20 protein-coding genes, 1 other RNA gene and 1 pseudogene are annotated in these 21041 nt (G+C 70.6%); 12 read left to right on the top strand and 10 right to left on the bottom strand.

Features of this window, described 5'->3' with window-relative positions:
- Window positions 1-134 precede the first annotated feature (134 nt).
- Entirely contained in the window at window positions 135-1433 is a 1299-nt protein-coding gene (locus Q8S40_RS19625) for a glycerate kinase (protein ID WP_305671742.1), read from the bottom strand.
- A 63-nt stretch (window positions 1434-1496) separates the two neighbouring features.
- Here Q8S40_RS19625 and Q8S40_RS19620 point away from each other — a divergent pair, with 63 nt between their 5' ends.
- From Q8S40_RS19620 to Q8S40_RS19605, 4 genes are all read left to right on the top strand, one after another.
- Window positions 1497-1802: a DUF1244 domain-containing protein gene (locus Q8S40_RS19620; protein ID WP_305671741.1), complete on the top strand. Its 306-nt coding sequence runs from the start codon at window positions 1497-1499 to the stop codon at window positions 1800-1802.
- 206 nt (window positions 1803-2008) lie between these two features.
- On the top strand, window positions 2009-2311 hold the full coding sequence (locus Q8S40_RS19615) for a DUF2312 domain-containing protein (RefSeq protein WP_209443290.1): 303 nt from the start codon (window positions 2009-2011) through the stop codon (window positions 2309-2311).
- Between the two features lie 30 nt (window positions 2312-2341).
- Window positions 2342-2986: a flavin reductase family protein gene (locus Q8S40_RS19610; protein WP_305671740.1), complete on the top strand. Its 645-nt coding sequence runs from the start codon at window positions 2342-2344 to the stop codon at window positions 2984-2986.
- Window positions 2983-3678 carry an SDR family oxidoreductase gene (locus Q8S40_RS19605; protein ID WP_305671739.1) on the top strand — a complete coding sequence of 232 codons (696 nt, stop codon included), beginning with the start codon at window positions 2983-2985 and terminating at the stop codon, window positions 3676-3678. Before Q8S40_RS19610 ends, Q8S40_RS19605 begins: the two co-directional genes overlap by 4 nt.
- 15 nt (window positions 3679-3693) lie before the next feature.
- On the opposite strand, the gene Q8S40_RS19600 is transcribed toward Q8S40_RS19605, so the two are convergent.
- On the bottom strand, window positions 3694-5397 hold the full coding sequence (locus Q8S40_RS19600) for a long-chain fatty acid--CoA ligase (protein WP_305671738.1): 1704 nt from the start codon (window positions 5395-5397) through the stop codon (window positions 3694-3696).
- Between the two features lie 78 nt (window positions 5398-5475).
- A complete protein-coding gene (locus Q8S40_RS19595) occupies window positions 5476-7542 on the bottom strand; it encodes a methyl-accepting chemotaxis protein (RefSeq protein ID WP_305671737.1) in 2067 nt (688 codons plus the stop codon).
- A 118-nt stretch (window positions 7543-7660) separates the two neighbouring features.
- Between Q8S40_RS19595 and Q8S40_RS19590 the strand changes: the two genes are divergently transcribed.
- On the top strand, window positions 7661-9496 hold the full coding sequence (locus Q8S40_RS19590) for a M3 family oligoendopeptidase (RefSeq protein ID WP_371136864.1): 1836 nt from the start codon (window positions 7661-7663) through the stop codon (window positions 9494-9496).
- A gap of 4 nt (window positions 9497-9500) precedes the next feature.
- Complete coding sequence (locus Q8S40_RS19585; RefSeq protein WP_305671736.1) at window positions 9501-10874, top strand: AarF/ABC1/UbiB kinase family protein; 1374 nt, start codon at window positions 9501-9503, stop codon at window positions 10872-10874.
- Between the two features lie 137 nt (window positions 10875-11011).
- Here Q8S40_RS19585 and Q8S40_RS19580 read toward each other — a convergent pair whose 3' ends face one another.
- Window positions 11012-11923 (bottom strand): class I fructose-bisphosphate aldolase, encoded by a 912-nt coding sequence (locus Q8S40_RS19580; protein ID WP_304813663.1) that lies wholly within the window; start codon window positions 11921-11923, stop codon window positions 11012-11014.
- Window positions 11924-11967: 44 nt separating this feature from the next.
- Window positions 11968-12390: a hypothetical protein gene (locus Q8S40_RS19575; RefSeq protein WP_305671735.1), complete on the bottom strand. Its 423-nt coding sequence runs from the start codon at window positions 12388-12390 to the stop codon at window positions 11968-11970.
- Between Q8S40_RS19575 and Q8S40_RS19570 the strand changes: the two genes are divergently transcribed.
- The 5 genes from Q8S40_RS19570 (at window position 12389) to Q8S40_RS19550 (ending at window position 14927) form a co-directional block, all read left to right on the top strand.
- Complete coding sequence (locus tag Q8S40_RS19570; protein WP_305671734.1) at window positions 12389-12775, top strand: hypothetical protein; 387 nt, start codon at window positions 12389-12391, stop codon at window positions 12773-12775. The two genes, Q8S40_RS19575 and Q8S40_RS19570, sit on opposite strands and share 2 nt — an antisense overlap.
- A gap of 1 nt (window position 12776) precedes the next feature.
- Window positions 12777-13106: a cell division protein ZapA gene (locus Q8S40_RS19565; protein WP_216839869.1), complete on the top strand. Its 330-nt coding sequence runs from the start codon at window positions 12777-12779 to the stop codon at window positions 13104-13106.
- 10 nt (window positions 13107-13116) lie between these two features.
- Window positions 13117-13272, top strand: a non-coding RNA gene (ssrS, locus tag Q8S40_RS19560) — 6S RNA.
- A 255-nt stretch (window positions 13273-13527) separates the two neighbouring features.
- Window positions 13528-14109, top strand: a complete 582-nt coding sequence (locus Q8S40_RS19555; RefSeq protein WP_305671733.1) for a 5-formyltetrahydrofolate cyclo-ligase — start codon at window positions 13528-13530, stop codon at window positions 14107-14109.
- Window positions 14106-14927, top strand: a complete 822-nt coding sequence (locus Q8S40_RS19550) for a TIGR00282 family metallophosphoesterase (protein ID WP_305671732.1) — start codon at window positions 14106-14108, stop codon at window positions 14925-14927. The genes Q8S40_RS19555 and Q8S40_RS19550 overlap by 4 nt, the downstream gene beginning before the upstream one ends.
- Before the next feature lie 48 nt (window positions 14928-14975).
- Here Q8S40_RS19550 and Q8S40_RS19545 read toward each other — a convergent pair whose 3' ends face one another.
- The 3 genes from Q8S40_RS19545 to Q8S40_RS19535 form a co-directional block, all read right to left on the bottom strand.
- Window positions 14976-15932 carry a hydroxymethylglutaryl-CoA lyase gene (locus Q8S40_RS19545; RefSeq protein WP_305671731.1) on the bottom strand — a complete coding sequence of 319 codons (957 nt, stop codon included), beginning with the start codon at window positions 15930-15932 and terminating at the stop codon, window positions 14976-14978.
- A 216-nt stretch (window positions 15933-16148) separates the two neighbouring features.
- Window positions 16149-16880: a metallophosphoesterase gene (locus Q8S40_RS19540; protein WP_304813674.1), complete on the bottom strand. Its 732-nt coding sequence runs from the start codon at window positions 16878-16880 to the stop codon at window positions 16149-16151.
- Complete coding sequence (locus tag Q8S40_RS19535) at window positions 16877-18310, bottom strand: deoxyribodipyrimidine photo-lyase (RefSeq protein ID WP_305671730.1); 1434 nt, start codon at window positions 18308-18310, stop codon at window positions 16877-16879. The genes Q8S40_RS19540 and Q8S40_RS19535 overlap by 4 nt, the downstream gene beginning before the upstream one ends.
- A gap of 162 nt (window positions 18311-18472) precedes the next feature.
- On the opposite strand from Q8S40_RS19535, the gene Q8S40_RS19530 reads away from it, so the two are divergent.
- Window positions 18473-19081 carry a fasciclin domain-containing protein gene (locus Q8S40_RS19530; protein ID WP_304813676.1) on the top strand — a complete coding sequence of 203 codons (609 nt, stop codon included), beginning with the start codon at window positions 18473-18475 and terminating at the stop codon, window positions 19079-19081.
- 68 nt (window positions 19082-19149) lie between these two features.
- Here Q8S40_RS19530 and pdeM read toward each other — a convergent pair whose 3' ends face one another.
- Together pdeM and Q8S40_RS19520 are read right to left on the bottom strand one after the other, a co-directional pair.
- A complete protein-coding gene (pdeM, locus tag Q8S40_RS19525) occupies window positions 19150-19872 on the bottom strand; it encodes a ligase-associated DNA damage response endonuclease PdeM (RefSeq protein WP_305671729.1) in 723 nt (240 codons plus the stop codon).
- A pseudogene (locus Q8S40_RS19520) lies at window positions 19869-21041 on the bottom strand (DNA ligase-associated DEXH box helicase); the annotation flags it as partial. The gene pdeM and the pseudogene Q8S40_RS19520, both read right to left, overlap by 4 nt.

Raw genomic sequence — 21041 nt, 5'->3', positions numbered from 1 at the left:
CCCGACCGCCGATGGCGTGCGCGAGCCGCAGAACCGCCGCGTGGAAATCGTCCTGCGCTGAGCAGGGCTGCCACCGTCAAAGGTGGCACCGCGAAACAGGGCCGGGGGAGCAATCCCCCGGCCTTTCTTCGTCTTCAGGCGACCAGCACGGCGCGCAGGTCGTTCACATTGGTCAGCGTGGGCCCGGTCACCAGCAGGTCGCCCAGCGCCTGGAACAGCGTGTAGCTGTCATGCCGCCCGAGCACCTCCCGCGGGTCCATCCCCGCCGCGCGGGCGCGGGAAAGCGTATCGGGCGTCGCGATGGCGCCTGCATTATCCTCCGATCCGTCGATCCCGTCCGTGTCGCCCATCAGCGCCCAGATGCCGGGTGCGCCGGCCAGCGCCACCGCGCAGCCGAGCAGGGATTCGCTGTTGCGCCCGCCGCGTCCGCCACCTTCGGCCCCGATGGTCACCGTGGTCTCCCCGCCCGAGAGCAGGATGCAGGGGGCGGGCAGGGGGTGGCCATGGGCGCGGGCGGATAGCGCGATGCCGGCCAGCACCTTGCCTACCTCCCGCGCCTCACCTTCCAGCGCATCGCCCAGGATCAGCGGTGCGAGGCCCAGCGCGCGGGCTTTCGCGGCGGCGGCTTCCAGCGCCAGGCGGGGGGTGGCGATGAAGCGGTAATCGACCTCGCCGAGCCGGGGGTCGCCCGGCTTCGGGGTTTCCTCCGCCGCCTGCTCCAGATGCGCGACCACGGCCTGCGGCAGCTTCATCCGGTAATGTGCCACCAGGGCACGGGCCTGTTCGAAGCTGCTCGGGTCCGGGACGGTGGGGCCGGAGGCGATGGCGGTCGGGTCATCCCCCGGCACGTCGGAGATCGCCAGCGTCACCACCCGGGCCGGCGCCGCGGCCAAAGCGAGCCTGCCGCCGGAGAAGGCGGACAGATGCCGGCGGATGCAGTTCATCTCGTTGATCGTGGCGCCGGAGGCGAGCAGCGCCCGGTTCACCGCCATCAGATCCTCCAGCGTCAGGCCGGGGGCGGGCAGGGTGCTCAGCGCGGAACCACCGCCGGAGACCAAGAACAGCACCAGATCCGCGGCCGTCAGCCCGCCAACCGCCGCCAGCAGCCTTTGCGCCGCTTCCGCGCCCGCCGCATCCGGCACGGGGTGCGACGCCTCCAGCACCTCGATCCGCTGCGTCGGGTAGCCATGGCCGTAGCGGGTGACGACGAGGCCGCCCAGCGCCTGGTCGGGCCAGGCTGCCTCCACCGCCGCGGCCATCACCGCAGCCGACTTGCCGGCACCCACCACCACCACGCGGCCGCCCTGCGGCGGCGCCGGCAGGTGCCGGGCGAGCACGATGCGCGGGTCGGCGCTGGCCACGGCGGCGGCGAAAACGTCCTGCAGGGCCGCGCGGGCGGTGGCATCGGTCCAGTCCATCTTGGTCTCCCTCATGCCGGCAGTATGGCGAAGCGGGGCGGGATGGACCATCTACCGGGCAGTTGCAGGAGAACCCCGATGCCCAAGATCGACGCCGCCACCCAGACCGAGCTGGAAGCCGCCGCCTTCCGTCGCCTGGTGCAGCATCTGCGTGAGCGCAGCGACGTGCAGAACATCGACATGATGAATTTGGCCGGTTTCTGCCGGAACTGCCTGTCCCGGTGGTACCGCGAGGAAGCCGCGACCAAGGGCGTTGCCATCACGGATCCGGAGGCGCGGGAGATCGTCTATGGCATGCCCTACAAGGAATGGCAGGCGCTGCACCAGAAGGAAGCGACGGCTGAGCAGAAGGCGAAGTTCGCGGCGAGCAATACGGGCCACTGAGAAAGAAGGTCGGGGAGGGAAGCGTTCACTCCCCGAACCCTACCCTTGTTTTTTGGGACCTTTTAGTTGGCGCCTACCCCAAGGTGCCGAAAATAGATGAGGGGTCCGGGGAGAATACTTTCTCCCCGGCCTTCCTGTCCTCCGGTTTGCGCCACCCCCGCCCCAGGGCTATACGCCGCGCCTCAACTTGTGCCCGGAGGCCTTCGATGAGTGATTTCGACGCGCAGGAGGCCCAGGCCAGCCGCGACCGCCAGGAAAAGGACCCGGACCCCGAGGTTGGCGGCATTGCCGTAGACCGGCTGCGCTCCATCATCGAGCGGGTCGAGCGGCTGGAGGAGGAGCGCAAGGCGCTCGCGGGCGACATCAAGGACATCTTCTCCGAGGCGAAGTCGGCCGGCTTCGACGTGAAGGTGATCAAGCAGATCATCTCGCTGCGGAAGAAGGAACCGGCCGAGGTGGAGGAGCAGGAAACGCTGCTCGATCTTTACCGCCGCGCGCTGGGCATGTAGCCGAGGCACTCCAGGGAAGGGGCGAGCGCGATGTTCTATGAACCGAAGCACGGCAAGCGGGGCCATGGCCTGCCCTTCGACCCGCTGAAGGCCATCGTCGCGCCGCGCCCGATCGGCTGGATTTCGAGCCTGGACAGCACGGGCCGGCCGAATCTGGCGCCCTACAGCTTCTTCAATCTGGTGAAGGGCGCCCCGCCCATCGTGGTGTTCGGCAGCGAGGGTCTGAAGCACTCCGCCGCCAATGCCTTCGAGACGCGGGAATTCGTCTTCAACCTGGTGACCCGCCCGCTGTTCGACGCCATGAACATCTCCTCCGCCGCGCTCGCGGCCGGGGAGAACGAGTTCGAGGCGGCGGGCCTCACCATGGCGGAATGCCGCTTCGTCAAGGCGCCGCGCGTCGCCGAAAGCCCGGCCAGCTTCGAATGCAAGGTGTTGCAGGCGATGGAACTGCACGACATCGACGGCAACCCGACCGATGGCTTCATGGTGCTCGGCCAGGTCGTCGGCATCCATATCGACGAACGCTACATCGTCGATGGCCGCTTCGATGCGGTGGCGGCGCAGACCATCGCCCGCTGCGGCTACCGCGACTACGCCCAGGTGACGGAGATGTTCGAGGCGCTGCGCCCGACCGATGGCGGCGCCTTCACGCCCGCCACCAGCGACCGGACATGAAGACCGCCATCATCACCGCCGCCGGCCGGGGAATCGGTGCGGCGGTGGCGCGGCGGCTTTCGGCCGATGGTTTCCGGGTTGCGGTGATGTCGCCGTCCGGCAATGCGGAAAAGCTGGCCGCGGAGTTGCCCGATGCGCTGGGCGTCACCGGTTCCGTGACGGAACCTGCCGATCTGGAACGCCTGGTGCAGGGCGCGCTGGAGAAATTCGGGCGGATCGACGCGCTGGTGAACAATGCCGGCCACCCGCCCAAGGCGCCGCTGTTCGACCTGACCGATACGCAATGGCATGCCGGCTTCGACATGGTGATGCTCTCCGCCATCCGCGCGCTGCGGCTGGTGCTGCCGGGGATGAAGGCGCAGGGCTCGGGGGCGGTGGTGAATCTGTCCTCCTACGCCGCGCTGGAGCCGGAATCGGATTTTCCGGCCACCACGCTCCGCGCCGCACTCGGCGCCTGGACCAAGCTGGCGGCAGATGAGCTGGCGCCCGCCGGCATCCGCGTGAACGCCGTGCTGCCCGGCTTCGTGGACAGCCTGCCGGAAAAGGAAGCCCGCCGCGCCCGCATCCCGCTCGGCCGCTATGCGCGGGCCGAGGAGATCGCGGCGGCGGTGGCCTGGCTGGTCTCGGACCAGGCCTCCTACGTCACCGGGCAGAGCCTGCGCGTCGATGGTGGGCTGACCCGGCACGTGTGACCGGGTCCGGCGGCGCTACCCGCGCTTGGCCAGCCCCTCCACCGCGCCGGCATGGCGTTCCAGCACCAGGCGGCGCTTCACCTTCATGGTCGGCGTCAGCAAGCCGTTCTCCACCGTGAAGGCCTCCACCAGGGTGCTCGCGCGAATGCGCTCGATGTTGGAGAGCTTGCCGTTCACCCGGGCGATGGCGGCCTGCACCTTCTCCGCCGCGCCATCCGTCGGCACCACCAGCGCCACGATGGCCGGCCGCCCTTCGCCGGCGACCACCGCCTGGGCGATCTCCGGCTCCGCCATCAGCAGGCCTTCCAGCTTGGCGGGGCTGACCATGTCGCCGCCGAGGGTCTTGATGAAATCCCGCTTGCGGTCGGTGATGCGGATGTAGCCATCCGTGATCTCACCCACATCGCCGGTGTGCAGCCAGCCATCCACCACGGCGCGCGCGGTGCTGTCCGGGTCGTTCCAGTAGCCATCCATCACCAGGTCGCCGCGGACGCACAGCTCGCCATCCTCGGCGATGCGCGCCTCCACCCCCGGCAAAGGCGGGCCGACGGTGGCGCGGCGGTTTTCCCAGGGCGGGTTCACGCTGATCACCGGGCCGGCCTCGGTCTGGCCATAGCCCTGGATCACCGGCAGGCCGAAGGCCAGGAAGAAGCCCGAGAGGTCCGGGTCCAGCCGCGCGCCCCCCGAGACCAGTGCGAGCAGCTTGCCGCCGAACCGCTCGCGGATCTTGGCGCCGACCAGCCGGTCCAGAACCGCATGCTGGGCGCGTTCGAACAGCGAAAGGCCCGGCCCATCCAGCCGCTTCAGGCCGAGTGCCAGGGCGCGGCGGAACAGCTTCTCCTTGAAGCCGCCATCCTTCTCCACCTGCGCCTCGATGCGCCCGCGCAGCACCTCGAACAACCGGGGCACGGCGGTGATGACTGTGGGCTGGATCTCCTTCAGCTCCGCCGCCAGGCGGTCGGCGCCGCGCGAATACACCACCTCCAGCCCCAGCGAGGGCAGCAGGAAGCCGCCCACCGTATGCTCATAACTGTGCGAGAGCGGCAGGAAGGAGAGGTAGGGCGTGCCATCCAGATGCAGCCGCCTGGCGATGCGGGCGACACCCTCCCGGTTCGAAAGCATGGCACGGTGCGGCAGCATCACCCCCTTGGGCAGCCCACCGGTGCCGCTGGTATAGACCAGGCAGGCCAGCCGGCCGGGCGGGATCAGCTCCGCTTCGGCCAGCAGCAGGTCGGGATCGGCCGGGGTGGCCACGGCGGCGGACCAGTCGAGGCATCCGGCCGCGCCATTTTCCATGCAGATGGTGCGGTCAAGCACCGCGCCGGCCTGCGCCGCGGCCTCCGCCACCCGCTCCGCCAGCCGGGCGGTGGAGACGATGGCGAAGTTCGCGCCGCTGTCGCGCAGGATATGCGCGTGGTCGCCCACGGTGTTGGTGGTGTAGGTCGGCACCGTCACCGCGCCGATCGCCATGATGGCGGTATCGGCGATGGGGAATTCCGGCCGGTTCTCGGAAACCAGCAGCACCCGGTCCCCCGGCGCCACGCCCTGGCTTCGCAGGAAGGCGGCAAGCGCGGCGACGCGGCGGCCGAATTCGCCCCAGCTCGTGCTCTGCCAGCCATCCTGCCAATGCCGCAGCATCGGCCTTTCGCGCCAGCCTCGGGCGAGGTCCAGCATCATATGCGGCAGGCTGGTCCAGACCCGCGTCTCGGCGCTTTCCATCCCGACTATCTCCCCCGTGCCTCGCGCATATGGTGCCATGCGGCGGCAACGGGGGCCAAGTCGTGGCGGGGAGGGGTTTCAGGCGGCGCGCAACTCCACCATGAAGCGGGAAACCTCGGCCCGCAGCTTCTCCGCCTGGCGAGACAATTCGCCGGAGGCGGCGCGCACCTCGCCCGCCGCATGGCCGGTGCGGTCGGCATCCGCATTCACGCCATTGGCGTGGTCGGCGGCGGCGGCGGTGCCGCGGGCGGCTTCCGTCACCGCCAGGTTGATGGCCTGGGTGGCCTCCGCCTGCTGGCCGGCGGTTTCCGCCACCTGGCTGGTTGCTTCGCCGACCGTGGCGATGATGCGGGCGATGTCGGAAATGGCGGTCACGGTGCGGTGGGTCTCGGCCTGCATCGCGGTGATCTGGCCGCTGATCTCGTCGGTCGCCTTGGCGGTCTGGGCGGCCAGCGCCTTCACCTCACCGGCCACCACGGCGAAGCCCTTGCCGGCTTCCCCGGCGCGGGCGGCCTCGATGGTGGCGTTCAGCGCCAGAAGGTTGGTCTGGCCGGCGATGGCGGTGATCATCTGCACCACGGCGCCGATCCGGTCCGCGGCCTCCGACAGCCCACGCACGGTGCGGTCCGCTTCCTGCGCCGCGCTGGTGGCGGCGCGCGCCTGGTCGGCGCCGTGGCGGATCTGACGGGTGACGGCGCCGAAGGAGGCCGCGAGTTCCTCCGCCGCGCCGGCCACCGTCTCGACGCTGCCATTGGCGCGGGCGGCGGCATCGGCCACCGCGGCGGCGTGGGCGCTGCCATCGGCGGCGATGCCGGCCATGCTGTGCGCCGTTGCATCCAACTCCGTGGAGGCGGCAGCGACGGCTTCCAGCATGTTGCCGGCCTGATCCTCGAACTGCCGCAGCAGCGCATCCACGCGTTCCACCCGCGCCAGGCGCTGCGCCTGTTCCTGCGCCCGCGCCTCGGTCTCCGCCACCCGCGCGAGTGATCCGGCGCGCAGCGTTTCCACTGCCTCCGCCATCTCGCCCAGCTCATCGGTGCGGCCTCGGCCCGGCACGGTCCGGTGCAGTTCTCCGGCCGCGATACCGCCGACGCTGGCGGTCAGCGCGCGGATCGGGCTGACCAGGCGGCGCAGCAGCAGCAGCGCGCCGCCCAGCGCGGCGGCGAAGCAGAGGCCGGCGAGGCCGAGCGCCAGGGCCAGCCCGGTCTGCGCCGCGGCGATGCCGCGGGCGGCGCTGGCCGCGGCTTCATCCAGCGCGGCGTCGCGCAGTTCCAGGATCGCGGCCTGGGCCGGGCGCGACCAGGTCCGGAATTCGGCGAAGCTGGTGGTCCAGGCGGTCTCCGGCGCACTCAGGCGCTGGCGGGCCGTTTCCACCTGGCGGCGCCAATGCGGCTCGTTCCGTTCAACGAAGTTGCGCTTCTGCCCGTCCAGCGCGGCCTCCAGCGTGGCGGAGGCGGGGCTGGCCGCGAGGAGGCGCTGCACCGAGGCCCAGGCCTGCGCCACGCCCGCCGTCAGCGCCTCCGCCGTCTGCACCGATTGCGGCGTGACCGGCGTGCCGCTGAGCCAGCCGGAGATCTGCGCGTTGCGGCGCCCGGCCTGGTCGCGCATGTCCATCACGGTGGAGGAGGCCTCGATCAGCAGCGCCAGTTCGGGCGCGGTGCGGGCGACATCGCGCGCGGCGCCAGCGGAAACGTCCAGCAGGGTTGCCACCGCCGCATTGCGCGCCGCGGTGCCGGTGGCGGGCAGGCTGGCGTCGCGGAGGTCCGGCGCCAGCGCCAGCGCCTGGTCCACCCGGCTGCGGAAGGTGGCGAGTTGCCCGGCCACCCGACGCACCGCGGCGGCATCCTGGCCGGCGGCCGCGGCGCTGGTGGCGCTGGCCTCCAGCAGCCGGATCGTCGCCGCCGCGTCGCTGGCGACCTGGGCGCGGTCCGGGTTGGGCTGGCGCAGCACGCTGGCATAGCCGCCGATTTCCACCGCCACCGCGCTGACGGCGCGCTGCGCGTCGCTCGCCGCCTGCAACGCCGCCACCGCCTGGGTGGTGCGCCCGAGATCCCGCGCCGCGCCCACGGCAAGCCAGAGCGAGGCGACCAGGCCGGGGATGGCGACCAGCAGGAAGCCAAGGATGAACATGGTGCGAATACGCATGGAGAGGCCCTTCCGGCAGACAAGCGGGTGCCGGCAGGATACCGGCCGATGATTGCCAAATCCGGAGCGTGGCGCGTATTCGGCAGGTGCCCGTTGGCCTCGGGCCGGGCCGGGCTATATGCAGGGGGTGAACCAGAACCCTGCCCCCAGCCCCGCCCCCGATCCCGCCCGCAATCCGGCCCGGGCCGCCGCCCAGGCCCTGCCGTCCTGGGACCTTTCAGACCTTTACGCATCGACCACCGATCCACGGCTCACCGCCGATCTGGACCGGGCGGAGGCGGAGGCGAAGGCCTTCCACGCCGCGCATGCCGGCCGCCTGGCGCAAGGCTCCGGCGACAATCTGGCGCGCGCCATCGCGACCTATGAGCGGATCGAGGAAATCCTCGGCCGCGCCATGTCCTACGCCCAGCTCATCTTCTCGGGCGACGCCCAATCGGCGGAGAATGGCCGCTTCTACCAGACCATCCAGGAACGGGTGACGGCGATCAGCAGCCACCTGCTGTTCCTGACGCTGGAGATCAACCGGCTGGAGGATGCGGCGCTGGAGGCGAAGCTCCGGCAATCCGCCGCGCTGGAACGCTGGCGCCCCTGGCTGCGCGACCTGCGCGTATTCCGCCCGCACCAGCTTTCGGATGAGCTGGAAAAGCTGCTCCACGAAAAGGAGGTGACGGGCCGATCCGCCTGGAACCGCCTGTTCGACGAGACCGTTGCCGGCATGCGGGTGAACGTGGCCGGCGATGAGCTGACCGTCTCCGCCGCGCTGAACAATCTTTCATCCAGTGACCGCGCGGTGCGGGCCGCAGCGGCGCAGGGTGTCTCGGCCGCGTTCGGCGAGAGGGTGCGGCTGTTCTCGCTGATCACCAACACGCTGGCGAAGGACAAGGAGATCATCGATGGCTGGCGCCAGTACCGGCGCCCGACCTCCGCCCGCAACCGCGCCAATATGGTGGAGGATGAGGTGGTGGACGCGCTGGTGTCCGCCGTCTGGTCCAGCCTGCCGCGCTTGTCGCACCGCTACTACGCGATGAAGGCGAAGTGGCTGGGGCTTGAGAAGCTGCAGCATTGGGACCGAAACGCGCCGCTGCCGGATGACACGGACAGCACCATCCCCTGGCCGGATGCGGTGACCCGCGTGCGCGCCGCCTATGGCGCCTTCAGCCCGGAGCTGGAACGCGCGGCCGCGCCCTTCTTCGAGAAACCCTGGATCGACGCGGCGCTCCGCCCTGGCAAGGCCAGCGGCGCCTTCGCCCACCCGACCGTGCCCAGCGCCCACCCGTATCTGCTGCTGAACTACCACGGCAAGGCGCGGGACGTGATGACGCTGGCGCATGAGCTGGGCCATGGCGTGCACCAGGTTCTGGCGGCCGACCAGGGCTACCTGATGTCCTCCACGCCACTGACCCTGGCCGAAACCGCCAGCGTCTTCGGCGAGATGCTGACCTTCCGCGCCGTGCTGGATGCCGAGACCGACCCGAAGAAGCGGCGCATGCTGCTGGCCGGCAAGGTGGAGGACATGCTCAACACGGTCGTCCGCCAGATCGCCTTCTACCGCTTCGAGACGCTGCTGCATGACGAGCGCCGCAAGGGCGAGCTTTCGCATGAGCGGATCGGCGAGATCTGGATGCAGATCCAGACCGAGAGCCTCGGCCCGGCCTTCGACTTCACGCCGGATTACAGCGTGTACTGGGCCTATATCCCGCATTTCGTGCACACGCCCTTCTATGTCTACGCCTATGCCTTCGGGGATTGCCTGGTGAATGCGCTGTATGGCGTGTTCCGGGAGGGACATCCGCGGTTCCAGGAGAAGTACCTGGAGATGCTGCGCGCCGGCGGCACCAAGCGGCACCAGGAATTGCTGGCGCCCTTCGGCCTCGACGCCTCCGACCCCGCCTTCTGGAACAAGGGGCTGGATGTGATTTCCGGATTTATCGACGAGCTCGAGAAGGCTGCCTGAACCGATGGCCGATGACCGCAGCGAATCCACCCTGTTTGGCGAGATGCGGCGCATGGTCCGCACCTCCGGCGCTGTTGGCGGCATCGCCGCGCGCGTCGCGGGGCAACGCTTCCTCGGCATCAAGACCAACAAGACCGCGCATGCCGAGGATCTGAAGCAGATCCTGGGTGGGCTGAAAGGCCCCCTGATGAAGGTGGCGCAGTTCCTGTCCACGGTGCCGGAGGCGCTGCCGGAGGAATACGCGCAGGAACTGGCGACGCTGCAATCCAACGCGCCGCCGATGGGCTGGGCCTTCGTGCGCCGCCGCATGCAGGGCGAGTTGGGCCCCGCCTGGCAGTCCCGCTTCACCCACTTCACGCAGGAGGCGGTGGCGGCCGCCAGCCTCGGCCAGGTGCATCGCGGCACGCTGCCGGATGGGCGCGAAGTGGCCTGCAAGCTGCAATACCCGGACATGCCGAGCATCGTCGAGGCAGATCTGCGCCAGTTGAAGCTGGCGCTGAATCTGTACCGCCGCATGGACAGCACGCTGGACAATGCCGAGGCCTATCAGGAATTGTCAGCCCGGCTTCGGGAGGAACTCGATTACGAGCGCGAGGCCAGCCACATGCGGCTGTATGGCGCCATGCTGGCGACTACGCCCGGCGTCACCGTGCCGACCGCCATTCCGGAACTGACCACCAAGCGCCTGCTGACCATGTCCTGGCTGGAGGGCCGGCCGATCCTGCGCCGGCTTGAGGAAGACCCGCCGGAGGAGGAGCGCAACGCCTATGCCCGCGCCCTGTTCCGCGCCTGGTACGTGCCCTTCTACCGCTACGGCGTGATCCACGGCGACCCGCATCTCGGCAACTACCAGGTGCGCGAGGATGCCGAGGTCGGCCATGGCGTGAACCTGCTCGATTTCGGCGTGATCCGCATCTTCCCCGCCAGCTTCGTCACCGGCGTGGTGATGCTGTACGAGGCGGTGCGCGACGATGACCGGGAGAAGGCGGCCCATGCCTATGGCGTCTGGGGCTTCCGCAACCTGTCGAAGGAGACGATGGAGGTCCTGAACCTCTGGGCGCGCTTCCTGTATGAGCCGCTGGTCGAGGACAAGGTGCGCTCCATCACCCCCTCGGACGACCCGAGCTACGGCCGCAAGGTGGCGCAGACGGTGCATGAGGGGCTGAAGCGGACGGGTGGGGTGAAGATCCCGCGCGAATTCCCGCTGATGGACCGCGCCGCGATCGGCCTCGGCAGCGTGTTCTTCCGGCTGCGGGCGAAGGCCAATTGGCACCGGCTGTTCATGGAACTGGTGCACGACCATTCGGAAGACGCGGTGGCGCAGCGGCAGCGCGATGCGGTGGCTGCCGCCGGCGTGCCGCCCAGCCTGGTTGGCTAGGAACTGGGCCGGACCGGTCGCCTGACCGGTCCGGGTGCCCGAAGGGCGCCGCCGTCAATGCGGCGAAGCCAGGCGGCGCGGATGCGATGCGCCGGTGCTTGAGGGGCCCTTTCGCGCTTGCGAAAGGGCCGCCCCAATCAGTTCTTGTAGACGTCGATGATCGCGGTCAGCAGCGCCACGGCATCCGCCTTGGAGCGCTGGAAGGCGTTGCGGCCCATGATGGAGCCGTTGCCGCCGGCGGCGTGGATGGCGCGTACCTCGTCCAGGATCGCCTCCGTGCCCTTGGCCTCGCCACCCGAGAACACCACCAGGCGACGGCCGCCGAAGCAGGCATTCACGATGTGCTTGAAGCGCGCGACCGAATCATCCTCGACCGGGCTGGTCTGGTAGGTCTTCTTCGCCGCATCGAGGCTGATGGCGGAGGTCGGCGGCTTCACCTTGATGATGTGCGCGCCGACCAGCGCCGCCATGTGCGCGGCATAGGCGCAGATGTCGAGCGCCGTCTCACCCACCTTGTCCAGCATCGGGCCGCGCGGATAGCTCCACACCACCACGGCGAGGCCGACGGACTTGGCTTCCTCGGCCAGCTCGCGCAGCTCCTCGATCATCTCGAACTGGTATTCGGAGCCGGGGTAGATGGTGAAGCCGATGGCCGAGCACCCGAGCCGCAGCGCGTCGCCGACGCTGGCGGTGATGCCCTGGTCCTTGGTCGTGGACAGGCTGTTGCTGCTGTTCATCTTCAGAATGGTCGGGATGACGCCGGCATAGGTGGCGGCGCCGGCCTCGATCATGCCGAGCGGCGCGGCATAGGCGTTGAGCCCGGCCTCGATCGCCAGCTCGAACAGGTAGCGCGGGTCATAGGCGGCGGGGTTCGGCGCGAAGGACCGCGCCGGGCCATGCTCGAAGCCCTGGTCCACCGGCAGGATGACCATGCGGCCGGTGCCGCCCAGCTTGCCGGCCATCAGGATGCGGGCGAGGTTCGCCTTGGTCCCGGGGTTGTCGCTTTCATACCAGGACAGGATTTCTTGAACCTTGGGGGTCAGGCGCATGGTGATCTCGTCCTCTTTGGATTGCCGGCGGCGGTAGGCGCGGTTTACCGCAGGGGCGGCGCGGTGTCATGCCGTCCCGCCAGCCAATCCGCCAGACGCGAACGGCCGGTGGGGCGCCGCAGGTCGATCACATCCAGTTCCAGCGCCGCTGGCCGTGCCGGCAGCAGAACGGCGCCGGCCTCCGCCGCCGCGCCTGCCACGGCGGTGAAGGCGGGGCAGGCGGCGTCCAGCACCAGCAGCCGGCAGCCCTCGCGCAGCGCCGCCAGCGCGTCCCCCGCCGCATCCCCGCAGCACAGCGCATCCGAGTAGCCGGGCGCCAGCGCCACCAGCGCCCGCCAGGCGTGGGCGCCGAGGAAGCCCGCCGCCCCTGGCGCGGACAGCAGCAGCGCAGCCCCGGGCGGCACCCATTCCGCCACCGCGCGCAACGTCCCGGCTGATCGGATCGTGATGGCCGGCGGCAAGGGCATGGGCGGCATCGCCACGGCTTCGTGCCGAATCCTGCTCACCGTTGACCCGCCGCGCCGTGCATGCAAAGCGTTGCAGCATGCCGGAACCGGTGGCGACAAGGCGCATGTGGCGCAGTCGCTGCGGCTGGGCTGCCAAATGGTTTGGGGGTTTCGGGTGTCAGGCACGCAGCAGGGGGACCAGGCGGGGGACCCGACCAGTCGTGCACTCGCGCGGCTGGAGGAAGCGGTGGATCGCCTGGCCGAGGCTGCGGCACAACCACGCGCGCCGGCCGTGGCCGGTGAAGGCGGGGGCGAGGGCGTGCCGCGCGCCGCGGTGGCGGCCATCGCGGACCGACTGGACGAGACGATTGCGCGGCTGCGCGCGGCGCTCGGAGAGGATCAATAGAATGGGTCAGGTCACGGTCCGCGTCGGCGGCTACAGCCACCCGGTGTCCTGCGAGGACGGCCAGGAAGCGCATCTCGTCTCCCTCGCGGGGGAGGTCGACAAGCGGGTGAATTCCATCAAGGCGATGGGCGGCCAGTTCGGCGAAAGCCGCCTGCTGCTGCTCGGCGCCCTGCTGCTGGCGGATGAGGTGCATGACCTGAAGGTCGCACTCTCCCAGGCCCGCGCCGGCCAGAACATGGCCGCGCCGCAGCCGGACCCGAAGCTGGCGGAGCGCCTGGCGCGGATCGCGGACCGGATCGAGGGCATTGCCCAGACCCTCGACCGACCCTAAGTGAGGTGCTGCGGGGCTGCCAGGTTGGTGAGGCACTTAAACCCCCGGGGCCAATGAGCAACCTCCGGGGACTGGCGCTGCTCGGGCCGTGGTCCGAGTACCTGGTTCCCACCTGCACCGCAGGTCTCAGGAGGGTTTTCAAGCCCACGGCCAGGGTGGCTCCGCGCTTTTCCAGACCCTCAAACGGCGGGCGCGCGCTCCGCGCGCTTGCCTTCGCGCCCTGCACGTGGGCGCTGGCCCTGCGCTCGCGCTGGGCGCGGGCCGCTTTCGCGGCCTCGGCGCGCCGGGCGCGCCGCAGGTCGTTCCCGTTCTTGGCGCTTTCTTCCCCCTCTCCGCCATTTGGGGGGGGTTGCGGCGCTGCCGCAACGCCGAAGGCTGGTAGGGTTGGGGGGTTGCGCGCCCTCGGGGCACCCCTCTCCCCATGATGCTCTGCCCCGAACTTCTCGCCGGCCTTAAGGCCGAAGCCCGCAAGGCCGCGCTCGCCCGTCGCGCCGCCTGCGACCCTGCCCTCGGCAGCGCGCTCACCACCCACCTCCTGCGCGACGCGCCGCCGCCACATGGCGCGATCGTCGCCGGCTTCTGGCCGATGGGGGCCGAGATCGATATCCGCCCGGCGCTGCACGCCCTGCACGCCCTCGGCCATCGCATCGCCCTTCCGGTCACGCCGAGGCGCGGCAACCCGCTCGCCTTCCGCCAATGGCAGCCCGGCGACACGCTCGCCCGCGGCCCGCTCGGCACCAGCCAGCCGGGACCGGAGGCCGCGCCGCTGACGCCCGACTGGCTACTGGTGCCGCTTCTCGCCTTCGACCGTGCAGGCCATCGCCTCGGCTATGGCGGCGGCTATTACGACCGCACGCTCGCCAGCCTGCCCGGCGCAACCGCCATCGGCGTCGCCTATGCGTGCCAGGAGGTTGACGAAGTGCCCGTGGGCGTGGACGACGCCCCCCTGGCCGCGATCGCAACCGAAAGCGGCGTGATCTTCTGCGGAGCCGCAAAAGTTTGAGAATCCTGTTCCTTGGCGACCTGGTCGGCCGCTCCGGCCGCGATGCCGCCGGCGCCGCTATCCCCGTGCTGCGTGAGCGTCTGGCGCTCGACCTGGTGGTGGTGAATGCGGAAAATGCAAGCCACGGCTTCGGCCTGGCGCCCGAAATGGCGCGCGCGCTGTTCACCGCCGGCGCCGATGTGCTGACGCTGGGCAACCACGCCTGGGACCGCAAGGAGATCTTTTCCTACATCGAGACCGAGCCGCGGCTGATCCGCCCGCTGAACTACCCGCCGGGCACGCCGGGCAAGGGCGCCTATGTCGTGGTGCTGCCCGATGGCCGGAAGGCGCTGGTGGTGCAGGCCATGGGCCGCCTGTTCATGGATGCGCTGGACGATCCGTTCCGCGGCGTGCAGGCCGCCCTTGCCGCGCACCGCATGGGCGCGGGCGGCTCGGTCCACGCCATCCTCGTGGATTTCCACGCCGAGGCGTCCTCCGAGAAGCTGGCCATGGGCCACAGCTTCGACGGCAAGGTCTCGCTGGTGGTGGGCACCCATACCCACACGCCGAGCGCGGATCACCAGATCCTGGTGGGCGGCACCGGCTATATGACGGATGCCGGCATGTGCGGCGACTATGACAGCGTCATCGGCATGCAGAAGGGCGGCGCCGCGCTGCGCTTCTGGAAGAAGGTGCCCGGCGAGAAGCTGGCGCCCGCCGAGGGCGAGGCCACGGTCTGCGGCGTGTTCCTGGAAACCGACGATGCCACCGGCCTGGCCAGGCGCATCGAGCCGGTGCGGATGGGCGGCAGGCTCAGCCAGGTGATGCCGGCGGCCTGAGGCTGCCGCCACCCAACGCTCCCCCAGGAGTGGTGTAGGGCTTCGGGGTCACGCCGCCTGGCGGAACCGCGCCAGCCCACCGGAGCGCAGCATGGTGCTCGGCAAGGTGCGGCCCACGACGTCTTCCGCCAGCCGCCCGGCCTCGACCAGCGCGTCGAGGTCGATGCCCGTCGCGATGCCCATCTCCTCGCACAACAGGACCAGCTCCTCCGTCGCGATATTGCCCGGCGCGCCCGGCTGGCCGGCGAAGGGGCAGCCGCCGAGGCCGCCCACCGTGGTGTCGAAGCGGGAAATCCCCAGCCGCAGCCCGGCATGGGCATTGGCGATGCCGAGGCCGCGCGTGTCGTGCAGATGCAGGATGATGGACAGGTCCGGCCAGCGGGCGCGGACCTCGCCCACCACCCGCTCGATCCGCGCCGGCGTGGCCCAGCCCATGGTGTCGGCCAGCGTCGCCTCGCGCAGTTCCAGCCCGTGCTCGGCGCCGATGGCGAAGGCATCCGCCAGCGCCTCGATCACCCGCGCGGGGGGCACATCGCCCGAATAGTTGCAGCCGAAGGCGGCCTGCACGCTGATGCGCGGCACCGCGACGCCTGCTTCCAGATGCGCCGCCACATTGCCGCGCTGCGCCGCCAGGTTCCTGGCGCGGTCGCGGTTGAGGTTCTTGAGGGAAAAGGCCTCGGAGGCCACCACTGTGACGGCGCCCTCCACCTTCAGCCGGTCCTTGAACGCCAGGGCCCGGTTCAGCCCGGCGGCGTTGAACCACAGCGCCGTGTAGGTCACGCCCGGCTTCGGCGCGAAGCCTGCCACCACCGCCTCCGCATCCGCCCAGCCCGGCACCAGCTTGGGCGAGACGAAGGAACAGACCTGGATGTGGTGCAGCCCGGTGGCCGAGAGCGCATCCACCAGCGCCACCTTGCGATCGGTCGGGATCGGGCCGGGCTCGATCTGGAAGCCCTCGCGCGGGCCTTCCTCGCGGATTTCGACGGTGCTGGGCAGGTCGGTCATGGCGCGTTCTCCTGAAAGATGAGGATAGACCCTCAGCCGGCCCATGCGGAACCCGCGCATCCCGATCCATGCGGCGCGCAGCGCCGAGCGGCCGAACGGCCGCCGCGCCCAGACCAACCGCCCGGCCGGGCGCCCCCGTGCAGGGCGCGCAGCCAAGCCGCCGTAGGCGGCGCCCGGCGCCTGAGGGCGCGGAAAAACAACCTTCCTGGGCCTCTTTCAGGCCCAGGAAGGCAGGTCGATCCAGGCGAGATGACCACCCTTGCCGGCGCCGCAATCGAGGAAGATGCAGCGCCCGCCCAGCGCCCCTTCCGCCACGAAGGGCCGGCCATCCAGGCTGCGGCGGTCGTGGCCGCACACCACGGTGACATCGGCCGGGATCTTGTCCACCCAGTCATGCACCCGGTCCGGAAACCCATCCTGGCGCATCCGCCCGGTCACCTGGCCGAACAGCGCCCGTGTCACCAGCCCCTGCGCCTTCTGCATTCCCGCATCGGGCGGCGGCGCGGAATGCAGCATGCCGGGGTGATAGCCGCCATGGACGAAGATGCGCCCGCCATCGCGGATCCAGGCCGGGGCCCGGCCGATCTCCTCCACCGCACGGGCCTTCAGCACGTCGCCATCCGGCGCGGCATCGAGCTGCGCCAGTGTCCGGCCCAGCCCCTCCGCCTGGATGCGAAGCTGCGTGCCGGTCAGCGCGCGGCGCAGCTTGTGGTCGTGGTTGCCGAGCAGGAACAGACCCTGGCCCTGGTCGATCAGCGCGAAGATGCGGCGCAGCACTTCCGGGCTGTCCGGGCCATGATCGGTCAGGTCGCCGAGCTGAAGCACGAACATGTCGGCCGCCAGCGCCCCCTCGATGGCGTGGATGAAGGCCTCCGCATCGCCATGCACATCGGCCACCACGCGCAGCCCGGCGAAGCCGCGCCAGAGATGTTCCGGGCGTGGGATCATGCCCGCAGCGCCGCGAAACCGGCCAGCGCCCGCGCGCGGCCTTCGGCGTGGTCGATCACCGGGCGGGGGTAGTCGCGCCCCAGTGCCACGCCGGTCGCCGCCAGCACCTCGCGCGGGGCTTCCCAGGGCTGGTGCAGGAAGGCATTCGGCAGCTTCGCCAGTTCGGGCACCCAGCGGCGCACGTAGCGGCCCTCGGGGTCGAATTTCTCGCCCTGCAGGATCGGGTTGAAGACGCGGAAATACGGCGCCGCATCCGTGCCGCAGCCGGCCACCCACTGCCAGGACGCGCTGTTGGAGGCGAGGTCCGCATCCACCAGCGTATCCCAGAACCAGGCCGCGCCATCCTGCCAGGGCTGCAGCAGGTGCTTCACCAGCAGGCTTGCCGTGATCATGCGGACGCGGTTGTGCATCCAGCCGGTCTGCCAGAGCTGGCGCATGCCGGCATCCACCACCGGGTAGCCGGTGCGGCCCTGCTGCCAGGCGGCCAGCAGCTTCGCATCCGGCTGCCAGGGAAAGGCGGCGAATTCGGACCGCAATGGCGCCTCCGGCATCTCCGGCCGGTGCCACAACAGGTGATAGGCGAATTCGCGCCAGAGGATTTCCTTCAGGAAGGTCTCCGTCCCCGCCGCATCCGCCTTGGCCGCGCGCGCCGCGTGCCAGACCTGGCCGGGCGAGACCTCCCCCCAGCGCAGATGCGGCGACAGGCCGGAGGAGCCATCGAGCCCCGGCAGGTTGCGCTGCCGGTCATAGGCGCCGAGCGCCTGCGCGGTGAAACGCGCGAGCCGCGCCTGGGCACCGGCCTCGCCGGGCTGCCAGGTCTCGCCGAAGCGCGCGGCCCAGTCGGGCTCGCCGGGCACGGGGTAGAGGCCGAGCGCCTCCAGCGCCTCCCCGCCGTCTGGATGCGGCACGCCCTGGATGCGGGCGGGTGCCGGGCGCGGGGCGGGCGGGTCGCCGGCGGCCAGCATGGTCTTGGCGAAGGGGGTATAGACGGCATAGGGCTTGCCGCTGGCGGCGCCAAAGCCGTGCGGTTCGCGCAGCACGGCGGTGGTGTGCAGCACCAGGCGGCGACCGCCGTTTTCCAATGCCTCATGCACCCGCCGGCTTTGCGCCCGGGCCCAGGGTTCATAGCCGCGGCCGGCATGGATGCTGCCGGCGCCAATGGCGGCCGCCAGCGCCGGCAGCACCGTCTCCGCCCGTCCGCGCGCCAGCAGCAGGGGCGCGCCGCGCACCGCAAGATCCGCGGCCAGCGCCGCCAGGCTGGCGCGCAGCCACCAGCGGGCGGCGCCACCCGGGCGGTGCGCGCCGGCGGCATCGTCATCCAGCACGAAGACCGGCAGCACCGGGCGGCCACCTTCCGTGGCGGCGATCAGGGCAGGATGGTCGGTGAGGCGAAGGTCGTGGCGAAACCACAGCAGCGAAGGCTCAGTCATTCCCTCCATGTAGGGCGATTCCGCCGCGAGGGGAGCGGAAAAGGGCGGCGATGCCGGTGGCGAACCATCTGGTGGCTGCGGCGTTCCTGAACCGACCGCAATGCCCAGGCCCACGCCCCCGACGCGCCGGGGCTGTGCGGGCCACAGTTGAAGGATAACCCCATGATTCGTCCCAGCATGCCGCGTCGCGGCTTCATGATGATCGGCGGCCTCGCGGCGGCCGGCTCGCTCGCCGCGCCTGGCGTCCTGCGCGCCCAATCCGTGCCGCCGACCGCGACTCTGGCCGACACCATGGCCGCTGACAGCCGGTTCTCGCGCTTCCTGGACCTGATTACCCGCGCCGGCATGGTCGAGGATTTCCGCTCGGCCCAGCCGCTGACCGTGTTTGCGCCGACCGATGCCGCCTTCGCCGGCGCGCCGGCCAACCTGCTGCAGCAGCTCCTCGGCACCAGCAGCGCCGGTGGCAGCCAGGAGAGTGTGGACCGCCAGCGCCTCGGCGCGCTGATCAACTACCACATCGTGCCGGGCGCCTTCCGCGCGTCGGAACTGATGGGCACGGAACGCCGCCTGCGCACGCGCAACGGTGCCGACATCTCCATCACCGGCACGGCCGAATCGGTGCAGATCAGCAACCCGGCGCCGGCGCAGCAGATCGCGGGCTTCGGCGCAGCGGGTGCGAATGTGAATTCGCAGCCGGCGCGCGTTGTCTCGCCGAACATCGTGGCCAGCAACGGCGTGATCCATGCCGTTGACCAGCTGATGTGGCCGTGAGCCTCGCAGTTCGAACTGCGTGAGTGCCCGCCGTTAAAACGGCGTGAGTGAAGGCAGCGCGCCGCCCGTCAGGGCGGCGCGTTTGCCGTTTCGAGCATCGGCGCGGCACCGCGCAGCGGCCCGGTCGGGAAGCTGAACAGCCGCTCCGCCCCCAGCAGGAAGGCCCGGCCGCCGCGCGGGAACAGGCTGGCGATGGCGGGGTCGCGCACCTCCAGCCCGCCGGTATAGGCGCCGAAGGCCGGCAGCAGCAGGCGGCGGCCATCGGTCAGGAAGCAGGGGCGCGTCACCGCGCTGCCGCGCACCGGCATGGTCGCCTTCGGGTGGTAATGGCCGGACAATTCACCCGGCGGCACCGTGCGCCCCGGCTGCGCGATGTGGCGGAAGACGAAGGGGCCGCGGCGATATTCCTCCGTGGCGAAGCCGGGCAGGCCTACGGGCGGTTCCGGGTCATGGTTGCCGAGCACCCAGACCACCTCCGCCAGCCCGCCGAGCATGCGCTGCAAGGCGGCGCAGTCCGAGGCGTGCAGCCGGGCACAGCCATCGCGGTCATGGAAGCTGTCACCCAGCAGCACCAGCCGTTCCGGCCGCCAGCGGCGCAGCACCAGCGCCAGGCGTTCCAGCGTTTCCCGCGTGTCATAGGGCGGCACGAAGCTGCCCCGTGCGGCGAAGCTGCTGCCTTTTTCCAGGTGCAGGTCGGAGACGACCAGAGTTTTCTCGGCCGGCCAGACCGCGACGCCCGCCGGGTCCAGCATCAGGCGCTGGCCGGCGATATGCAGGGGAGCAGCGGTCACTGCGGTACGCCCATATTCTTCGGCGCGCTGCGGATGAAGCGGGCGTTGCGGCGCTTCGCATCGCGCGGGCGGCGGACGCGGTCGCGGTCACCGCGGGCGGGGATGGATTCGGTCACATTGGCCAGGATCTCGTTGAACAGATCGGCGCCATCGGTCGCCTCCGCCACCAGATCCGCGGCTTCCGCCAGCAGCGCATCCTGCGCACCGCCCGCCACCCATTCGCGGCCTTCCTCGATCAGCGCAGGCACCGATAGCGGCGAGGCACGGTCCAGCACCATGTGGCGGATGCCGCCCGCGCGCGCGCGCGCCAGCAGCAGGGAAATGCGTGCCACATCGGTCAGCCCTGCCGCCGCCTCGCGCCGCGTGGCGCGCAGCAGGATGTGGTCAGGCTCGTGCCGGCGCAAAACGTCGTAGATCAGGTCTGCATTCATCGTCATCGCGCGGCCCGACTTCTCCTGCCCCGGGTGGTTCTTCTCGATCAGCCCGGCAATGGTGGCGATATTGCGGAAGGTGCGGCGAAGCATGCTGCTCTCGGCCATCCAGGCTTCCAGTTCCTCGCCCAGAATGTCCTCCTCAAACAGCCGCTCGATGCCCTGCGGCTTGAAGGCGGACCAGCAGGCCAGCACGTAATCCGTGGCGAGGTAGCCGAGGGGGGCCATGCCGAGGCGTTCCATGCGCTTGGTCACCAGCATGCCGAGTGTCTGATGCGCCAGCCGCCCCTCGAAGCAATAGGCGACAAGGAACCAGCGGTCGCCGCGCGGGAACGTCTCCACCAGCAGCCCGTCGCGCGGCGGCATGATGGAGGCGTGCTGCTGCAGCCGCAGCCATTCGCGCACGGGCTCCGGCAGCGCCGGCCAGGATTTCGGATCATGCAGGATGCCGCGCACCCGGGCGGCGAGATGCGTGGTCAGCGGCATGCGGCTGCCGGCATAGGCGGGCACGCGCGGATCGCCCTCCCCACCGCGAGAGACGACGCAGGCCAGCGCGTCCAGCCCCTCGAAGCGCAGCATCTGGCCGGCGAAGATGAAGCAGTCGCCGGCTGTGAGGGTGGAGACGAACCATTCCTCCACCTCGCCCAAAACCGGCCCGCCGCGCAGCCGCACCTTTATCAGTGGCGTCTCGACGATGGTGCCGAGATTCATGCGCAATTGGCGCGCGGCGGCAGGGCC

It is taken from the genome of Falsiroseomonas sp., from assembly GCF_030695085.1.
In the GTDB taxonomy this organism is placed as follows: Bacteria; Pseudomonadota; Alphaproteobacteria; order Acetobacterales; family Acetobacteraceae; genus Falsiroseomonas.
The sequence above is the reverse complement of the archived record's forward strand: the minus strand, read 5'-3'. Positions and strand labels throughout refer to the sequence as shown.

Bases quoted from the DNA above. Each gene is read 5' to 3' on its own strand.
- Q8S40_RS19625 (WP_305671742.1), bottom strand. From the start codon at position 1,433: ATGAGGGAGACCAAGATGGACTGGACCGATGCCACCGCCCGCGCGGCC.
- Q8S40_RS19620 (WP_305671741.1), top strand. From the start codon at position 1,497: ATGCCCAAGATCGACGCCGCCACCCAGACCGAGCTGGAAGCCGCCGCC.
- Q8S40_RS19615 (WP_209443290.1), top strand. From the start codon at position 2,009: ATGAGTGATTTCGACGCGCAGGAGGCCCAGGCCAGCCGCGACCGCCAG.
- Q8S40_RS19610 (WP_305671740.1), top strand. From the start codon at position 2,342: ATGTTCTATGAACCGAAGCACGGCAAGCGGGGCCATGGCCTGCCCTTC.
- Q8S40_RS19605 (WP_305671739.1), top strand. From the start codon at position 2,983: ATGAAGACCGCCATCATCACCGCCGCCGGCCGGGGAATCGGTGCGGCG.
- Q8S40_RS19600 (WP_305671738.1), bottom strand. From the start codon at position 5,397: ATGGAAAGCGCCGAGACGCGGGTCTGGACCAGCCTGCCGCATATGATG.
- Q8S40_RS19595 (WP_305671737.1), bottom strand. From the start codon at position 7,542: ATGCGTATTCGCACCATGTTCATCCTTGGCTTCCTGCTGGTCGCCATC.
- Q8S40_RS19590 (WP_371136864.1), top strand. From the start codon at position 7,661: ATGCAGGGGGTGAACCAGAACCCTGCCCCCAGCCCCGCCCCCGATCCC.
- Q8S40_RS19585 (WP_305671736.1), top strand. From the start codon at position 9,501: ATGGCCGATGACCGCAGCGAATCCACCCTGTTTGGCGAGATGCGGCGC.
- Q8S40_RS19580 (WP_304813663.1), bottom strand. From the start codon at position 11,923: ATGCGCCTGACCCCCAAGGTTCAAGAAATCCTGTCCTGGTATGAAAGC.
- Q8S40_RS19570 (WP_305671734.1), top strand. From the start codon at position 12,389: ATGGGCGGCATCGCCACGGCTTCGTGCCGAATCCTGCTCACCGTTGAC.
- Q8S40_RS19575 (WP_305671735.1), bottom strand. From the start codon at position 12,390: ATGCCCTTGCCGCCGGCCATCACGATCCGATCAGCCGGGACGTTGCGC.
- Q8S40_RS19565 (WP_216839869.1), top strand. From the start codon at position 12,777: ATGGGTCAGGTCACGGTCCGCGTCGGCGGCTACAGCCACCCGGTGTCC.
- Q8S40_RS19555 (WP_305671733.1), top strand. From the start codon at position 13,528: ATGATGCTCTGCCCCGAACTTCTCGCCGGCCTTAAGGCCGAAGCCCGC.
- Q8S40_RS19545 (WP_305671731.1), bottom strand. From the start codon at position 15,932: ATGACCGACCTGCCCAGCACCGTCGAAATCCGCGAGGAAGGCCCGCGC.
- Q8S40_RS19540 (WP_304813674.1), bottom strand. From the start codon at position 16,880: ATGATCCCACGCCCGGAACATCTCTGGCGCGGCTTCGCCGGGCTGCGC.
- Q8S40_RS19535 (WP_305671730.1), bottom strand. From the start codon at position 18,310: ATGACTGAGCCTTCGCTGCTGTGGTTTCGCCACGACCTTCGCCTCACC.
- Q8S40_RS19530 (WP_304813676.1), top strand. From the start codon at position 18,473: ATGATTCGTCCCAGCATGCCGCGTCGCGGCTTCATGATGATCGGCGGC.